This is a genomic window from Oceanobacillus sp. E9 (assembly GCF_001741975.1).
GTDB lineage: Bacteria > Bacillota > Bacilli > Bacillales > Amphibacillaceae > Oceanobacillus > Oceanobacillus kimchii.
In genome coordinates this window covers 106,855-124,180 of the sequence record NZ_LSNA01000001.1, presented here as the reverse complement: position 1 = coordinate 124,180, position 17,326 = coordinate 106,855, and the positions used below count along the sequence as shown (strand labels likewise).

Sequence of the window (17,326 nt, the reverse complement as noted above, 5' to 3'; positions counted from 1 at the left end):
TCGATACTGGCTGTTTTTTTATAAAAATTCCCTTGTAGGACTATCCTAGAAGAACTCATCAAAGATTTTTTTCAGGAAGCCTTGATGATCACTTTCTTCTTCCTCTATATCTTCAGGATGATCTCTATCTGTACAATAACCTATAGGTTCTGTACCCTTTTCAAAAAACATAATACGACTTTGGCTGCAGGAGGCAGTAGCTCTCTTTCCACTAACAGGATCAATGGGTAAGCCTATAACTCCAGAAGGCATTGCAAATGTGTGTTTGCTCGATGGTTCGTGAATGGCTTCCATATAATTTGCCCAAATGTTTTTAGAGAAAGTGGTTTCTTGAACTTGAGTTATTTTTCGATGATCATCATAACCTACCCATATACCAGTTACAACTTCCGGACTATAACCTACCATCCAGCTATCGTAATCTGTTGTACCTGATTTTCCTGCATAAATATTGGAAAGCTGATTATTAATCGCCGATCCAGTGACACTCGTATAATCATTTAATTCTTCATCAAACATACCGGTTAGTAATTGTGTAAGGATAAAGGTATTTTTCTCATCTAAAACTTGTTCTAATTTATCATCACTATTCTCATAAACTGTTTTTCCTTTTTTATTGACAATTTTACGAATCGTATACGGTTCGATTTCTTTCCCGCCGTTCGCTATCCTGCCATAAGCCTGTGTTAATTCCATGACGCTAATAGATGAAGTACCTAAAGCTAATGAAGGTACAGCATCCAGTTCACTCGTAATACCAAAATCTTTTGCTGTTTCAACCAGATTTTTCGGTCCAAGATACAAATTTGTTTTTACTGCATAGATATTGTCAGAAAGTGCAATAGCTTGTGCTAGAGTAATTGGTCCATTTGCGTAATAGCCATTAAAATTACCAGGTTGATAAGTTGTTCCATCTTCTAAAGTAAATGTCGTCGCCTCACTTACCAATTGAGTACTTGGTGTATAACCGTTCTCTAAAGCTTCGTAATAAAGGATTGGTTTGAAAGAAGACCCTGCCATTCTTTTTGATTTGGTAGATCGATTATAACTACTTGTTAAGTAATCTTTTCCGCCAGTTAAGGCAGTAATTTCCCCGGTATTAGGATTCATAGACACTCCAGCTACTTCTAACTCCTCTGAACCATTCATATTATTGGTTACTGCTCGATCCATTTCTGATTGATGAGATAGATCTAATGTAGTATATAATTTATATCCTCCAGTTTGAATTTCCTCGGTATCAATATCTAAAATTTCCGCAGCTTCTACAAGTGCTTCATCAGTGAAGTATGGTGCTGCCTCTTCTTTTGCAGCTGTTTCAGCATAGATTAATTTTTCTTGTCTAGCACGATTATACCCTTCCTGCGTAATCACACCATGTTGAAGCATTTCAGATAATATTAGTTGTTGACGCTCATTAGCCAATTCTTCATTATTTAAGGGAGAATAATACGAGGGCCCCTTGGGAATTCCTGCTAGCATTGCAGCTTGTGCCAATGTTAATTCTTTTGCGGTCGTATCAAAAAAATAACGACTAGCAGCTTCAATTCCATATGCACCGTGCCCGTAATAGATGGTATTTAGATAACCTTCTAGAATCTCTTCTTTGGAGTAAAACATTTCCAAACGTATAGCATAAAAAGCCTCTTGTATTTTTCGAGACCAGGCTTTTTCTGGAGTTAGATATAGGTTCCGTGCATATTGTTGTGTTATTGTACTTGCTCCTTCTTTTAAGGAGCCGTGCGTTATATTCGTCCAAATTGCTTTTGCGATTCGTTTATAATTGAATCCATTATGTTCAAAAAATTGTTGATCTTCAATAAGTAAGGTTGCTTGAATGATATTTTTGTTCATATCATCAAGAGGAACCCATTCCATGGAGTTTAACAAGCGTTCTTCTCCGATTTTTTCATCATATCGATCATAGACTGTGGTTGCTTGCTTTCCAGCTAATTCTGGTGGTCCGAGTATATAGGCAATGATATATGTACCCAATATAGCAGTTACAACTAGTCCAACCATTACCCATATAATGGTTCTTATTCGTTTCCAAAGTTTTGATTGCTTCATAATTTTCGTCTCCATTAGTTTTAAAAGCATTATATAATCATTATTGGAAAGGAATCGTGAATATAAACGTTTGTTCGAAAATTCTTGCACTAACGAATAGTATTGATTATCACCACCGTTTATCGCTATAATAGGTACATTAATGAAAATGGCGGATTCGTGACGAATAATAAACGAAGCAATAACGAAACTGAGGCGATGCTATGACAAATGGACGTAAAGAAGTAACCATTGAATTAAAGACGACGATTCATGATATAGAGACTGGGGATAAAGAAACACAAAAACAATCGTTCTCAGGAGAATTAATAGCTCAAGGAAAGTTTGACGTTCTAAAGTTTACTGAGGTTTTAGAGGATGGGCAAAAAATACAAAATATGATTACGATTCAACCAGAACGAGTCGCTATTCGACGGTCAGGTGCAATTAAGATGAATCAACAATTTCAAGAAAATAGCCGTACGGAAAATATTTATCAACATATGCATGGAAGTATGCGTATGGAGACTTTTACTAACAGGATTTCTTTTGAAAAAGAAAAGGATGATAAAGGAAATCTACAAATGGATTATAATATGAAACTTAATGGACAATTGGAAAGAGAACATAGATTGGTACTGACATTTTCTTAGGAGGACATCGACATGAACGTATTAGAACAAACGGAACAAAAATTAAAAGAACAAATTCATCAAGCTGTCATTAATGCAGATTTAGCAACAGAGGATCAGATTCCAGATATCATTTTGGAAAAACCAAAGGATAAAGCGCATGGAGACTTTGCTACTAATATTGCGATGCAACTTGCGCGTATTGCAAAGAAAGCTCCACGACAAATTGCAGACGACATCGTTGAGAATTTAAATAAATCAGAAGCATCTGTTGAAAAAGTTGAAATTGCAGGTCCAGGATTTATTAATTTCTTCATGAAGCAAGACTTCTTAGGTGAAGTAATTGAGACTGTATTATCTGCAGGTGATAATTACGGGAAGTCAACGGGTGGAAATGGAGAAAAAGTCCAAGTGGAATTTGTATCAGTAAACCCAACTGGTGACCTCCATTTAGGGCATGCACGTAATGCTGCTTTTGGGGATGTACTTTGTAATGTATTTGCAGCTGCAGGTTATGAAGTAGAGAGGGAATATTATATTAATGATGCAGGAAATCAAATAAATAATCTTGGGTTATCTGTAGAAGCACGTTACTTACAAGAAATTGGTAAAGATGTGGATATGCCAGAGGATGGCTATCGAGGTCAAGCCATTATCGATATTGCTAAAGAGTTAGTGAAGGAAGATGGAGAAAAATGGGCGGATAAAGATCACGAAGAACGCTTGGATTTCTTTAAAGAGTATGGTTTAAAAGCATCGTTAAGAAATATCGAATCGGATTTAAAGGACTTTCGTGTAGAATTTGATCATTGGTTTTCAGAGCGCTCATTATTTAAAGATAGACAAATTGATGACACTTTAGCTGTGCTTGATGACGGTGGCTATACATTTGAAAAAGATGGGGCACTTTGGTTTAAAACGACGGAATTCGGTGATGACAAAGATCGCGTCTTGATTAAAGGCGATGGGAATTATACCTATTTGACCCCGGATATCGCCTATCATAAAAACAAGCTAGATCGTGGATTTGATCGGATTATTAATGTATGGGGATCAGATCATCATGGATATATTCCACGTATGCGTGCTGCACTCCAAGCATTGGGCTATCCAGTTGAGAAATTTGATGTAAAAATTATTCAAATGGTAAATCTCTTTGAAGCAGGAGAAAAAGTGAAAATGAGTAAGCGAACAGGGAAGGCTGTTTCACTTCGAGAATTGATGGACGAGGTGGGAATTGATGCAGTTCGATATTACTTTGTTGCCCGTTCAAACGACTCACAATTAGATTTTGATATGGACTTAGCGAAATCACAATCTAACGATAACCCAGTTTACTATGCACAATACGCACATGCGCGTATTTGCACCATGCTTTCTCAGGCAAAAAGCAAAGGATTTAATACTGAAGCTGAATATGATGCATCTTTATTAACAGCTGAAAAAGAATTGGACCTATTGAAGAAAATTGGTGAGCTTCCACAAATGATCGTTGATGCTGCTGATAAGCATACACCTCATAAAGTGACTCAATATATCTTTGAACTTGCTACGTTATTACACAGCTTCTATAATGCAGAAAAAGTATTAGATGCAAATAATGAAGCTAGAACACATGCGCGTATTGCTTTAATGAAAGCAGTTCGTCAAACACTAGCTAATGCAATGACAATTATTGGAATCTCTGCCCCAGAGAAAATGTAATAAGTAATAATAGGAAGCCTATCCCTTTTAGAATTAAAAAGGGGTAGGCTTTTTGGTTCGACGTTATGTGCCCAGAGGAGGGGGAAGAAGCCAGAAGTGGTAACATAAATAATCATTATGTGCCCAGAAGAAGGAGAAGAAACCAAAAGAAGTAACATAAAATGCATCGACAAGTCATTCCCATTCTTTCATATAATTGGACAACAATAATTACATGAACAATCATCCTAGGATGAATTTTTAAAATTTTACCTAAAATATATTGACTGAATGATCATTCATGTTTAAAGTAATAGGTAAGGATTTCTTTCACGGAAGAAAATGTAATCGTTATCAATGAAGGAATACTACACAAAGAGGGGGAGCAGACGGTGGATACTTTTCTAATTATTAATTGGATTGCATTTTTGGCTATCACGATTTACGCATTTTATTTATTTGCCAAAGTAATCGCAACTCGAATCGCTTATATCAAGCTAGGAAAGAAATCAGAGTTTGATGGTGAAATTAAATTACGCTTAAAGCGAATTGGAAAAATTGTATTTGGTCAATCTAAACTTCTAAAAGATAAGAAGTCTGGAACGATTCACGTCATGATGTTTTACGGCTTTATTTTAGTTCAATTTGGTGCAATTGATATGTTTGTAAAGGGATTATCTCCAGGTAATCATTTACCATTTGGTATGTTTTATCCTGGGTTTGTATTCTTTCAAGAGTTAGTAACATTAATGATTTTAGTTGCAGTTATTTGGGCGTTTTATCGTCGTTATATGGAAAAGCTTGTTCGGCTTAAAAGGGGATTTAAAGCGGGGCTTGTATTAATTTTTATAGGTACATTAATGGTCTCCGTGTTATTTGGAAATGGTATGGCAATGATTTGGCATGGGCATGAGATTACTTGGGCAGAGCCTGTTGCTAGTGTTTTTGCTCTTGCTTTTAACTGGGCGTCAGCCGAAACAGCTACCGTGTTGTTTTACATTGCTTGGTGGGTACATACCATTACCCTTCTTACCTTTTTAGTTTATGTCCCACAATCGAAGCACGCACATTTAATCGCTGCTCCAATTAATGTATTTTTGAGTAAAAAAGTTCCAGGTAAATTGAAGAAATTAGATTTCGATATGGAAAATGTGGATGAAGAAAGTGAAGAGGAAATTGCTTTTGGTGTTGGGAAAGTAGAAGATTTTGAACAACATCAAATGATTGATTTTTATGCATGTGTAGAATGTGGTCGTTGTACCGATGTTTGTCCAGCAGCAGGGACAGGAAAAATGTTATCTCCAATGGATATAATGATAAAAGTTCGTGATCATTTAACAGAAAAAGGAGCTGCAATAACCGGTAAATCATCTTGGGTTCCGTCATATGCATTTGCAGGTAGTGCTGGAAATCAAGCTTCAGCTGATAAAGAGGTTGCTGCAACCATTCAAAGTTCAAGTTTAATTGGAGATGTTATCACAGAAGAGGAACTAGCTGGCTGTACAACTTGCCGTAATTGTGAAGATGCCTGTCCAGTAAATAATGAACATGTAGGTACGATTATTGACATGCGACGTTATCTAGTAATGACTGAAGGAAAAATGGATTCGGACATTCAACGTGCAGTAACAAATATTGAACGACAAGGTAACCCATGGGGGCTTTCAAAAAAAGATCGTGTAAAATGGCGCGATGAAGATGAATCCGTGTATATTCCAACCGTGAAAGAATTGAAGAAAGAAGAGAAGTCGTTTGAATATCTATTCTGGGTAAGTTCCATGGGCTCGTTTGATAGCCGTAGCCAAAAAATTGCTCTAGCTTTTGCAAAATTAATGAACCAAGCTGGTGTAAGCTTTGCAATATTAGGAAATACAGAAGCTAACTCAGGAGATACTGCTCGTCGTATTGGTAATGAGTTTTTATTCCAAGAAATAGCTGAGAAAAATATTAAGCAATTTATTAAGCATGACGTCAAGAAAATTGTCACGATTGATCCACACGCTTACAATATATTTAAGAATGAATATCCTGACTTTGGATTCGAAGCCGAAGTTTACCATCACACACAAATGCTTTATGATCTAGTAATGGCAGGTAGACTTAAACCAGAAAGAGCGATAAACGAAAGGTTAACCTATCACGATTCTTGTTATCTAGGAAGATATAATGGTGTATATGATCCGCCACGAGAAATTCTGAAGTCCATTCCTGGTCTAGAGTTAGTAGAAATGAATCGTAGTCGTGAGAATGGTATGTGTTGTGGTGCTGGCGGTGGCCTTATGTGGACAGAGGAGACTACTGGAGGAAGAATTAATGTGGCTCGTACAGAACAGGCATTGCAAGTAGAGCCGACCATGATATCTAGTGCTTGTCCATATTGCCTCACGATGTTAAGTGATGGAACAAAAGCAAAAGAAGTGGAAGAGGATATCGGTACAATGGATGTAGCCGAAATTCTAGCAATCTCTGTATTGGATAAAGAAGAGGTAAAAACAGCATAAAGTGCATCTTCCAATAGTCGGATTTTTATCCATACGTAGGGTTAGGATGAATATAACAGTTCTTTGGGCTAGTTATTTTTCATGTCCCTTTCGTCTTTGATAAATTTGGAAGTAGGGAGGTATATCCTCTCTATTTTCCCATGTCAATATTGAACGAGCGTTCAATCATTACAAGGAGGTACGAAAATGAAAAAAACAGTAATTGTATCTGGTGCACGCACACCTTTTGGAAAATTTGGAGGCGCCTTAAAACCGTTAAAAGCAACAGAACTCGGAGGTATTGCAATTAAAGAAGCTATGGAACGAGCAGGCATTAATAATGACGTCGTTGATGAGGTAATCATGGGAACTGTCTTACAAGGCGGACAAGGACAAATCCCATCTCGTCAAGCTGCAAGAAATGCTGGCCTTCCATGGGAGACACGATCAGAAACGATTAATAAAGTGTGCGCATCTGGAATGCGTAGTGTTACATTAGCGGATCAGTTGATTCGTTTAGGAGAAGAAGATGTCATTGTAGCAGGTGGAATGGAGAGCATGAGTAATGCCCCATACTTTTTACCAGATGCACGTTGGGGAAATCGAATGGGAGATAAATCTGTTGTAGATATGATGGTTCATGATGGTCTTACTTGTACATTTACAGGTAATCATATGGGCAACTATGGTAATTCTACAGCAGAAGATTTAGAGATTTCTAGAAAACGCCAAGATGCTTGGGCTTTACGTAGTCATCAAAAAGCGGTGGAAGCAATCGAATCGAATAAGTTTTCAGAAGAGATTGTACCTGTAGAAATTTCAACTCGAAAAGGAAATCCAATAACAGTTGATAAGGACGAGGCGCCACGTAAAGATACGACAATAGACAAACTATCATCACTACGTCCTGCATTTGATAAAGATGGGTCGATAACTGCGGGTAATGCTCCAGGAGTAAACGATGGAGCGGCAGCATTTGTCGTAATGTCAGATGAGAAGGCTGCTGAATTAAATAAACAACCTCTGGCTTATATTCTCGGTCATGCAGAAGTTGCTGTAGAAGCAAAGAATTTTCCACAAACACCGGGGATTGTCATTAATAAACTGTTAGAAAAAACCGGCACTTCTAAAGAAGAAATAGACCTTTATGAAATCAATGAAGCATTTGCAGTTGTTGCACTTGCGAGTGGACAGATTGCAGATATTGACGAAGAAAAAATCAATGTGAATGGTGGAGCAGTTGCTCTCGGCCATCCAATAGGAGCAAGTGGAGCGCGCATCATTCTTACGCTTATCCATGAATTAAAACGTCGTGGTGGTGGAAAGGGAATCGCTGCTATTTGTAGTGGAAGTGGGCAAGGAGATGCCATTCTTATTGAAGTACCAGCTGACTTAAACTAACAAGGAGGATAACCATGAATATCCGAAATGTTATGGTGGTCGGAGCAGGCCAAATGGGCGCAGGAATTGCGCTTGTTTGTGCTCGTTCTGGATACCATGTATACCTTTTTGATAAAAATAAAGAAGCACGGCAACGAGGATATGTGCAAATTGAAAAAATACTAGAAAAAGATGTAACAAAGGATAAAATGTCTGAAACAGATAAGATTGAAGCATTAAATCGAATTACATTAGCTAACACAATTGAAGAAGTAGCAAATTGTGATATAGCGATTGAAGCTGTAGTAGAAAATATGAACGTGAAGATTTCTGTTTTTCAAGAATTAGATAAACATGCGCCAAGCCATGCTATCTTAGCTTCCAATACATCGTCGTTACCAATTACAGAAATTGCAGCAGAGACAACACGACCAGAACAAGTTATTGGCATGCATTTTATGAATCCGGTTCCAATCATGAAATTAGTTGAAATCATTCGTGGATTAGAGACAAGTGATGAAACGTATCAACTTGTTCATAAAATGTCAGAATCATTAGGAAAATCAAGTGTAGAAGTACGAGATTTTCCGGGATTTGTGGCTAATCGTGTCTTAATGCCTATGATTAATGAAGCCGTTTACACAGTGTTTGAAGGTGTTGCTTCTCCACAGGATGTAGATCAAGTAATGAAACTTGGTATGAATCATCCAATGGGACCATTGCAACTTGCTGATTTTATCGGATTAGATACATGTCTATACATTATGGAAGTATTACACGAAGGATTTGGAGATAGTAAATATCGTCCGTGTCCGTTATTAAGACAATATGTTAAAGCTGGTCGTCTTGGAAAGAAGGTAGGTCGAGGTTTTTACACATATGATTAATCACTAGAGAGGTGGATGTGATGTCGATATTAATGCTATCTGATGAACAAAAAATGTTACAAAAAATGGTGCGTGACTTTGCTACACAAGAAGTGGTGCCAGAAATAGAGAGAATGGAAACTGAAGATCGGTTCCCTAAAGAACTAATACAAAAAATGGGAGAGCTTGGTTTAATGGGGGTTCCTATTCCAGAGGCATATGGTGGGAGTGGGATGAGTTATACCTCTTATATTCAAGTCATCCATGAAATATCTAAATTTAGTGCAACTTTAGGAGTAATCTTATCGGTACATACATCGGTTGGAACGAATCCGATTTTGTATTTTGGTACAGAAGGTCAAAAACAACAGTATATACCTAAATTGGCACGAGGAGAGTATTTAGGTGCGTTTGCTTTAACGGAATCAGGATCAGGGTCGGATGCAAGCAGTATGAAGACCACTGCTAAACTGATAGATGACATGTATGTATTAAATGGATCGAAAGTTTTTATTACAAATGGTGGGGAAGCCGATACGTATATTACATTTGCCCGTACTGGAGATGCGCCGAAAGACATCAGTGCATTTATTGTTGAAAAAAAAGCTCCTGGATTCATTATTGGAAAAAAAGAAAAGAAAATGGGTTTACATGGATCGAATACGGTAGAAATTATCTTTGAAAACTGTCGAATACCGAAAGAGAACTTACTAGGTGAAAGAGGAAACGGCTTTAAAATTGCGATGGCTAATCTAAATATCGGCCGTATTGGTATAGCTGCACAAGGACTTGGAATTGCTGAAGCTGCATTGAATTATGCAGTTACTTATGCAAAAGAAAGAGAACAGTTTGGAAAGCCCATTGCAGCGAACCAAGGGATTTCTTTTAAATTAGCCGAAATGGCAACGAATGTAGAGTCTGCGAAACTATTAACTTATCAGGCCGCTGCATTGATAGAAGCAGGAAAACAATGTAATAAAGAAACGTCGATGGCAAAAATGTTGGCAACAAAAACAGCAATGAAAAATGCAATCGAAGCAGTTCAAGTATTTGGTGGATACGGTTATACGAAAGAGTATCCAGTGGAAAGATTATTCCGTGATGCAAAAGTTACAGAAATATACGAAGGTACTAATGAAATTCAGCACATTGTAATTGCAAAACATCTGCTAAAAGACGAAGGGGTGCACGGTTGATGAATTTTCAATTAACAGAAGAACAAGAAATGCTGCGTAAAATGGTCCGTGATTTTGCAGAAAAAGAAGTTGCACCATCGGCATCAGAACGTGATGAAGAAGAACGCTTTGACCGTTCTATTTTTGATCAAATGGCAGAGTTAGGGTTAACCGGCATCCCGTGGCCAGAAGAATATGGTGGGATTGGTTCGGATTATCTGAGCTACGTGGTTGCGGTAGAAGAACTTTCTCGCGTATGTGCTTCCACAGGAGTAACATTGTCAGCTCATTTATCTTTAGCTAGCTGGCCAATATTCAAGTATGGAACGGAAGACCAGAAGAAGAATTTCTTGCAACGTTTAGCTACTGGTGAAGCGCTTGGTGCATATGCTTTATCTGAACCAGGTGCTGGAAGTGACGTTGTATCGATGAAAACCATAGCAAGACGAGACGGCGAAGGATTTGTTATTAATGGAAATAAGGTGTGGATTACCAATGGTGGCGTAGCTGATATTTATATTGTATTTGCAAAAACCGACACTGATGCAAATCATAAAGGGATTAGTGCATTTATTGTTGAAAAAGGAACTGAAGGTTTTAGTTTTGGGAAAAAAGAGAAAAAGCTTGGAATTCGTTCATCTCCGACCACAGAATTGATATTTGAAAATTGTCGAATACCTGCAGCAAACTTACTCGGAAGTGAAGGAGAAGGTTTTAAAATTGCTATGACCACACTTGATGGCGGAAGAAATGGCATTGCTGCTCAAGCCTTAGGAATTGCTCAAGGAGCTTTGGATGCTGCTGCGGAATACGCTAAAGAACGTCAGCAATTTGGAAAGCCGATTGCTGCGAATCAAGGAATTTCATTTAAATTAGCAGATATGGCAACAGAGATAGAGGCTGCCCGTCTATTAACCTACCAAGCTGCTTGGCTAGAATCAGCTGGTTTACCATATGGAAAAGCTTCTGCAATGTCGAAATTATTTGCTGGAGATGTAGCAATGAAAAGTACTGTTGAAGCAGTCCAAGTATTTGGTGGTTACGGATATACGAAAGATTATCCGGTAGAAAGGTATATGCGTGATGCTAAAATCACACAAATCTATGAAGGTACAAATGAGGTACAGCGATTGGTAATCGGTCGAATGTTAACAAAATGATGATATATAAGTAAAGTGCAGAAAGGAGGATATCAAAAAATGGCAGAAGATCGAATTCTTTCATCAGTCAAAGACCAACAGCTTGTCAGTAAACGTCGTAATCAAATTATTAAAGGTGCCATGCGCTTGTTTCAAGAAAAAGGCTTTCATCGTACAACGACGAGAGAAATAGCGAAAGAATCAGGTTTCAGTATTGGTACTTTATATGAATATATAAGGACAAAAGAAGATGTCTTATTTTTAGTATGTGAGTCGATTCATGATCAAGTAAGAGATCGAATTGCAGATTCTATGGAAGTTGAAAATCCTTCGATTGAAAATATGCGTAAGGCAGTAAGATCTTTCTTTTACCTCATGGATGACATGCAAGATGAAATCTTAATGTTGTATCAGGAAACTAAATCACTAAAAAAGGAAACGAGAGACTTTGTTTTGCAACAAGAAAGAGCTGTAGTCGATATTATGATTAAATTGTTATCAACCTGCCTAGAAAGAGATAAAAAGGATAAGGAAATGTGCCTGATTGCCAATAATATTGTCGTTGGAGGACATATGTGGGGATTCCGGCGTTGGATTATTCAAAAACAATTTACACTTGAAGAATACATTGATTTGCAGATGCAACATTTGGACCAACTTACTAAAAAAATAACTTGATGAAAATTTATATGTTAGCAATATTAAAGGGAATGTCGAAACATGTGGGTTATTGAAGTAAAAAGTTGAGAAATAAATTTCTCAACTTTTTATGTCTTATATGTGGAATATTGCATCTATCTTTGTTTATAATGTAAAATATGTTTATCACGTTGTAATCATTTGTAACGTCTAAGATTAATTAGATAGGTGTGTTTACAGGTGATACCAACCTGATTCATTTAACTACCAATTATCAGGGGCAGTAAAAAGTCGCTGAACAAAGTTTTATGTTATTGTAAATGAGTTAATTTCATAAAACATAGCAACTTATTTAGTTATGAAATTGATTCAAGTAGATAGTTCAAATAAGAGCTGGATATACAAGAAGGTACATAGGCAGAATTATGCCTTGATTATATTTGCTAAGGGAGTGCATGAACGTGAGTTTGCAACAATTAACCCATGATGAGATTGACCATTTATCCATGATTGAGCTAGCAGCAAAAATACTTAAAGAAGAGAACAAAGCAATGAATTATAAGGTTATCTTCAATAAGATTGCTGAGCTGAAGGAATTTACCGATGAGCAAAAACAAAATATGATGGCACAGTTCTACACAGATATGAATGTTGATGGTCGTTTTCTTACATTAGGATCTGGAATGTGGGGATTGAAACGCTGGTATCCAGTGGATCAAGCAGAGGAAGAAATTACCGAGGAACCGAAGAAAAAGACAAAGAAGAAAAAGAAGAAAGCAGCAGTCGTTGATGATGCGGATGATGATCTAGATGTAACAGATGATGAAATTGATGACATTGTTAGTGATTTAGGTGATGATCTAGAAGACGAAGATTTTGAAGATGATTTAGATGAAGATTTAGAGGACCTTGAAGATGAAGTCGATGAATTCGAAGCGGATGAAGATTTAGAAGATGAAGTTGATGATGATAATTCACGTTAAGAAGTCTTGACTTTTCATAAGACAATGAGTACAATCTTTATTGGGCTCTTTGATTCGAAATACAAAGCGTTTTCCCAGTTAAATGGGGGAACGCTTTTCTTATTTTATTTTCCCCTTTAGCCATACTAGGAATAATAAAATATCATAGATAGAAAGAAGGATGAGGAACGTGACAAAGTATATCTTCGTTACTGGAGGAGTAGTATCTTCTCTAGGTAAAGGAATAACAGCAGCATCTTTAGGTCGTTTACTGAAAAACCGTGGATTAAGTGTGACTATCCAAAAATTTGATCCATATATTAATGTGGACCCTGGAACAATGAGTCCATATCAACATGGTGAAGTATTTGTAACACATGATGGAGCGGAAACAGATTTAGACTTAGGTCATTACGAACGCTTTATTGATATTAACTTAAACAAATACAGTAACATTACAACAGGGAAAGTTTATTCTAGCGTTATTCGTAAGGAACGTCGCGGAGATTATCTTGGTGGTACCGTTCAAGTAATTCCTCATATTACGAATGAGATCAAAGATCAAGTGTTTCGAGCAGGTGAAGCAACTGGTGCAGATGTCGTTATTACGGAAATTGGTGGAACAGTTGGGGATATTGAATCTTTACCTTTCCTTGAAGCAATTCGCCAAATAAAAAGTGATGTTGGTCGTGACAGTGTTATGTATGTTCACTGTACACTCGTACCTTATATTAAAGCAGCAGGCGAAATGAAAACCAAACCAACGCAACATAGTGTGAAAGAGTTACGCTCACTTGGTATTCAACCAGATGCGATTGTATTGCGAACAGAAATGGCTATAAGCAAAGACATGAAAGAAAAGATTGCTTTATTCTGTGATATTGATGATAAATCGGTTATCGAAATGCGTGATGCGGACACACTTTATCAAGTACCGATTGCGCTACAAGAAGAAAAGCTAGATCAAATTACATGCGATCATTTTGGCCTTGATTGCAAAGAAGCAGATATGGAAGAGTGGAAAGGCCTTGTGAATAAAGTACGTAACTTGAGTAAAACAACGCATATAGGACTTGTTGGTAAGTATGTAGAACTTCCCGATGCTTATTTATCTGTTGTTGAGTCATTAAAACATGCTGGTTATGACTATGACGCTGATGTCAAAATTCATTGGATCAACTCAGAGTTATTATCTAAAGAACAAATCAATGAGGAACTATCTAAAGTGGATGGTGTATTAGTTCCTGGTGGATTTGGAGATCGTGGTATTGATGGGAAAATTGAAGCTATTCGTTATGCCCGTGAAAATAATATTCCATTCTTTGGAATATGCTTAGGGATGCAATTAGCTTCTGTTGAGTTTGCTCGTAACGTGGTTGGGTTATCTCAGGCTCATTCAGCGGAAATCGATCCACATACACCTCATCCAGTCATTGATTTATTACCAGAACAGAAGGATATAGAAGATTTAGGTGGTACCCTTCGCTTAGGTGCTTATCCTTGTAAACTTGTTGATGGTACAAAAGCGAAAGAAGCTTACGACGGTGCAGATGTTATTGAAGAAAGGCATCGTCATCGTTATGAATTCAATAATGTATATAGAGATCAAATGTCGGAAAAAGGATTTGTATTTTCAGGTACAAGCCCAGATGGTCGCTTGGTTGAAACAATTGAAGTAAAAGATCATCCTTGGTTTGTAGCTTGTCAATTCCACCCAGAGTTTACTTCACGTCCAACTCGTGCACAAAGCTTATTTAAAGGCTTTATCGGGGCTTCCGTTGAATATCGTAAAGGTTAATATATTTATCATAAGGCTGTTCAAATATTTATTTGAGCAGCTTTTTTTGCATAGTCCTGTGGGTGATTAAATAACTGAAACAACCACATCTGGCACAAGCTCCCGTTTAGTTATTCAAGTGGGGAAAGAACGAACCATCCATTGGAAGAAGTTAAACTTTATAAGTTAATCTGTGAGCACCACCACGAACTATAAGTCACTGACAATGTATTACTACTCTTTTTCTGTATATGTTGGTAAAATAAGAATGTGTTTTTACCAATTTTTAGCAATATTAGTTTCGTGAAAAAACTCTTTTTCTAACTTAGCAGGATTATTTTTTGTAGTCATCGAATTTTATAATTACAAGAAATACACACAGGGGGAGAATGTTTATGGGAAATTCAATCTTAGTAGTAGACGATCAACCAGGTATCAGAATGTTATTAAGTGAGGTTCTATCAAATAAAGGATATACAGTATCCCTTGCAGGAACTGGAAAAGATGCGATCGATAAGCTAAGTGAAAAATTATATGATTTAGTTATTTTAGATTATAAACTTCCTGTGTTGGATGGCAAGGAGGTTATTAAGCAGATGAACTCCGACAAATACAATACAAAGATTGTAGTAATGAGTGGAATGGCAGAAAGTATACAAGAAGAAATAGCGGACTATAAAGTTGAGAAATTGATTTCAAAACCTTTTAATTTAAATGAATTGTGCTCTGATGTAGAAGGAATTTTAGAAGATTAATACAGATAGAATGGTTCTAACTTGTTGCACCAGAGACTGGGACTTGGTATTCTTATTATGTAATAAAAATGATTATTTTTTTATTGCTATGTAAATTTAAGGAGGAACTTTTCATGCCTTTAGTATCAATGAAGGAAATGCTAGAAAAAGGTAAAGAGAATGGTTATGCAGTAGGTCAGTTTAATATAAATAACCTAGAGTATGTACAAGCTATTCTTCAAGCTGCGGAAGAAGAGAAGTCACCAGTTATTCTTGGTGTTTCTGAAGGAGCTGGAAAATATATGGGTGGTTTCAATGTAGTCGTTGCTATGGTGAAATCATTAATGGAATCTTATGGTACAACTGTACCTGTAGCAATCCATTTAGATCATGGATCTAGCTTTCAAAAATGTGCAGAAGCAATCCATGCTGGTTTTACTTCTGTTATGATTGACGGATCTCATTCTCCAATCGAAGAAAACATCGCAGTTACAGGGAAAGTTGTGGAATTAGCACAAATCCATGGCGTTTCTGTAGAAGCTGAGGTTGGAACTGTTGGTGGAGAAGAAGATGGAGTAATCGGTGGAATCAAGTATGCTGATTTAGAAGAATGTCAACGTCTTGTAAAAGAGGCTGAAATAGACTGCTTAGCTCCAGCACTAGGTTCTGTGCACGGAGAATATCAAGGTGAACCAAATTTAGGATTTAAAGAAATGGAAGAAATTCTAAATGCAGTTAATGTACCTTTAGTACTTCATGGTGGTACTGGAATTCCAACTAAGGATATTCAAAAAGCTATTTCTTTAGGAACTGCTAAAATTAATGTAAATACTGAAAATCAATTAGCTCAAACAAGAGCAGTACGAAAAACATTAGAAGAAAAACCAAATCTCTATGACCCACGTAAATACTTAGGGCCAGGAACTGAAGCGATTAAAGAAACTGTAAAAGGTAAAATGCGTGAATTTGGTTCTTCTAACCAAGCATAATCACATAATTGAAACGAATGAGCTGTACCAATGGTACAGCTTTTCCAACAATTTTTACACGAAAAAAAGCAGGGAGGATTTGTGATGAAATTTTTTATCGATACAGCTAATATTGATGATATTCGAGCTGCGAATTCACTAGGAATACTAGCAGGTGTAACAACAAACCCGAGTTTAGTGGCTAAAGAAGGAGTTTCTTTCCACGATCGTTTACGTGAGATTACAAAAGAAGTATCTGGCTCTGTGAGTGCGGAAGTTATTTCTGAAGATGCAGAAGGCATGATAGAAGAAGGTAAAGAATTAGCAGCAATTGCTCCTAACATTACAGTAAAAGTTCCGATGACTTTAGAAGGATTAAAAGCAGTTAAAGTATTTAGTGAACTTAATATTAAAACAAATGTAACGCTTATTTTTAATGCCAACCAAGCATTACTTGCGGCACGTGCAGGTGCAACCTATGTATCCCCATTTTTAGGACGTTTAGATGATATTGGACAAGATGGAATGACTTTGATTTCTACTATTGCAGAAATATTTGATCGTCACAGTGTGTCCACAGAAATTATTGCTGCATCTATTCGTCATCCACTTCATGTAACAGATGCTGCACTAAATGGTGCACATATTGCGACAATTCCTTACAAAGTATTGGAACAACTCGTGAAGCATCCACTTACGGATCAAGGTATCCAAAAATTTCTAGACGATTGGAATAACCAGAAATAATTACATGATTTTGGTAAATTAGGAAACACTATTAATGGTAAAAAACGTTTTTAATGAAAATGCCTACTAACAACATGCAGTGTGTTCAACGAAGA

Annotated in this window: 14 protein-coding genes; 13 read left to right on the top strand and 1 reads right to left on the bottom strand. The window is 36.9% G+C overall.

Translation table 11 applies throughout. The features are described 5' to 3' along the window. Positions 1-45: 45 nt before the first annotated feature. Positions 46-2,070, bottom strand: a complete 2,025-nt coding sequence (locus tag AQ616_RS00520; RefSeq protein ID WP_084822410.1) for a transglycosylase domain-containing protein — start codon at positions 2,068-2,070, stop codon at positions 46-48. A gap of 203 nt (positions 2,071-2,273) precedes the next feature. Here AQ616_RS00520 and AQ616_RS00515 point away from each other — a divergent pair, with 203 nt between their 5' ends. The 13 genes from AQ616_RS00515 (at position 2,274) to fsa (ending at position 17,231) form a co-directional block, all read left to right on the top strand. Continuing rightward, positions 2,274-2,702, top strand: a complete 429-nt coding sequence (locus AQ616_RS00515; RefSeq protein ID WP_017798234.1) for a YwiB family protein — start codon at positions 2,274-2,276, stop codon at positions 2,700-2,702. A 12-nt stretch (positions 2,703-2,714) separates the two neighbouring features. Further along, positions 2,715-4,385, top strand: a complete 1,671-nt coding sequence (argS, locus tag AQ616_RS00510; RefSeq protein ID WP_069684756.1) for an arginine--tRNA ligase — start codon at positions 2,715-2,717, stop codon at positions 4,383-4,385. A gap of 371 nt (positions 4,386-4,756) precedes the next feature. Next, the gene (locus tag AQ616_RS00505; protein WP_017798232.1) at positions 4,757-6,865 is read left to right on the top strand and encodes a (Fe-S)-binding protein; all 2,109 of its coding nucleotides are present in this window, start codon (positions 4,757-4,759) and stop codon (positions 6,863-6,865) included. Between the two features lie 186 nt (positions 6,866-7,051). After that, positions 7,052-8,245 (top strand): acetyl-CoA C-acetyltransferase, encoded by a 1,194-nt coding sequence (locus AQ616_RS00500; RefSeq protein ID WP_069684755.1) that lies wholly within the window; start codon positions 7,052-7,054, stop codon positions 8,243-8,245. Between the two features lie 14 nt (positions 8,246-8,259). Continuing rightward, complete coding sequence (locus tag AQ616_RS00495; protein WP_017798230.1) at positions 8,260-9,111, top strand: 3-hydroxybutyryl-CoA dehydrogenase; 852 nt, start codon at positions 8,260-8,262, stop codon at positions 9,109-9,111. A gap of 20 nt (positions 9,112-9,131) precedes the next feature. Further along, complete coding sequence (locus tag AQ616_RS00490) at positions 9,132-10,286, top strand: acyl-CoA dehydrogenase (protein WP_069684754.1); 1,155 nt, start codon at positions 9,132-9,134, stop codon at positions 10,284-10,286. Further along, on the top strand, positions 10,286-11,425 hold the full coding sequence (locus AQ616_RS00485) for an acyl-CoA dehydrogenase (protein WP_069684753.1): 1,140 nt from the start codon (positions 10,286-10,288) through the stop codon (positions 11,423-11,425). Before AQ616_RS00490 ends, AQ616_RS00485 begins: the two co-directional genes overlap by 1 nt. Positions 11,426-11,464: 39 nt before the next feature. Further along, a complete protein-coding gene (locus tag AQ616_RS00480) occupies positions 11,465-12,082 on the top strand; it encodes a TetR/AcrR family transcriptional regulator (RefSeq protein WP_017798227.1) in 618 nt (205 codons plus the stop codon). A 422-nt stretch (positions 12,083-12,504) separates the two neighbouring features. Then, positions 12,505-13,026 (top strand): DNA-directed RNA polymerase subunit delta, encoded by a 522-nt coding sequence (rpoE, locus tag AQ616_RS00475; protein WP_069684752.1) that lies wholly within the window; start codon positions 12,505-12,507, stop codon positions 13,024-13,026. 169 nt (positions 13,027-13,195) lie between these two features. Then, positions 13,196-14,803 carry a CTP synthase gene (locus AQ616_RS00470; RefSeq protein ID WP_017798225.1) on the top strand — a complete coding sequence of 536 codons (1,608 nt, stop codon included), beginning with the start codon at positions 13,196-13,198 and terminating at the stop codon, positions 14,801-14,803. A gap of 374 nt (positions 14,804-15,177) precedes the next feature. After that, positions 15,178-15,537, top strand: coding sequence for a response regulator (locus tag AQ616_RS00465; protein ID WP_017798224.1), 360 nt, complete (start codon positions 15,178-15,180; stop codon positions 15,535-15,537). A 113-nt stretch (positions 15,538-15,650) separates the two neighbouring features. Beyond that, on the top strand, positions 15,651-16,505 hold the full coding sequence (gene fba, locus AQ616_RS00460) for a class II fructose-1,6-bisphosphate aldolase (RefSeq protein WP_017798223.1): 855 nt from the start codon (positions 15,651-15,653) through the stop codon (positions 16,503-16,505). 84 nt (positions 16,506-16,589) lie between these two features. Then, complete coding sequence (fsa, locus tag AQ616_RS00455; RefSeq protein WP_017798222.1) at positions 16,590-17,231, top strand: fructose-6-phosphate aldolase; 642 nt, start codon at positions 16,590-16,592, stop codon at positions 17,229-17,231. Positions 17,232-17,326: the final 95 nt, after the last annotated feature.

Bases quoted from the DNA above. Each gene is read 5' to 3' on its own strand.
- AQ616_RS00485 (WP_069684753.1), top strand. From the start codon at position 10,286: ATGAATTTTCAATTAACAGAAGAACAAGAAATGCTGCGTAAAATGGTC.
- argS (WP_069684756.1), top strand. From the start codon at position 2,715: ATGAACGTATTAGAACAAACGGAACAAAAATTAAAAGAACAAATTCAT.
- AQ616_RS00500 (WP_069684755.1), top strand. From the start codon at position 7,052: ATGAAAAAAACAGTAATTGTATCTGGTGCACGCACACCTTTTGGAAAA.
- AQ616_RS00465 (WP_017798224.1), top strand. From the start codon at position 15,178: ATGGGAAATTCAATCTTAGTAGTAGACGATCAACCAGGTATCAGAATG.
- AQ616_RS00480 (WP_017798227.1), top strand. From the start codon at position 11,465: ATGGCAGAAGATCGAATTCTTTCATCAGTCAAAGACCAACAGCTTGTC.
- AQ616_RS00515 (WP_017798234.1), top strand. From the start codon at position 2,274: ATGACAAATGGACGTAAAGAAGTAACCATTGAATTAAAGACGACGATT.
- AQ616_RS00490 (WP_069684754.1), top strand. From the start codon at position 9,132: ATGTCGATATTAATGCTATCTGATGAACAAAAAATGTTACAAAAAATG.
- AQ616_RS00495 (WP_017798230.1), top strand. From the start codon at position 8,260: ATGAATATCCGAAATGTTATGGTGGTCGGAGCAGGCCAAATGGGCGCA.
- AQ616_RS00520 (WP_084822410.1), bottom strand. From the start codon at position 2,070: ATGAAGCAATCAAAACTTTGGAAACGAATAAGAACCATTATATGGGTA.
- fsa (WP_017798222.1), top strand. From the start codon at position 16,590: ATGAAATTTTTTATCGATACAGCTAATATTGATGATATTCGAGCTGCG.
- fba (WP_017798223.1), top strand. From the start codon at position 15,651: ATGCCTTTAGTATCAATGAAGGAAATGCTAGAAAAAGGTAAAGAGAAT.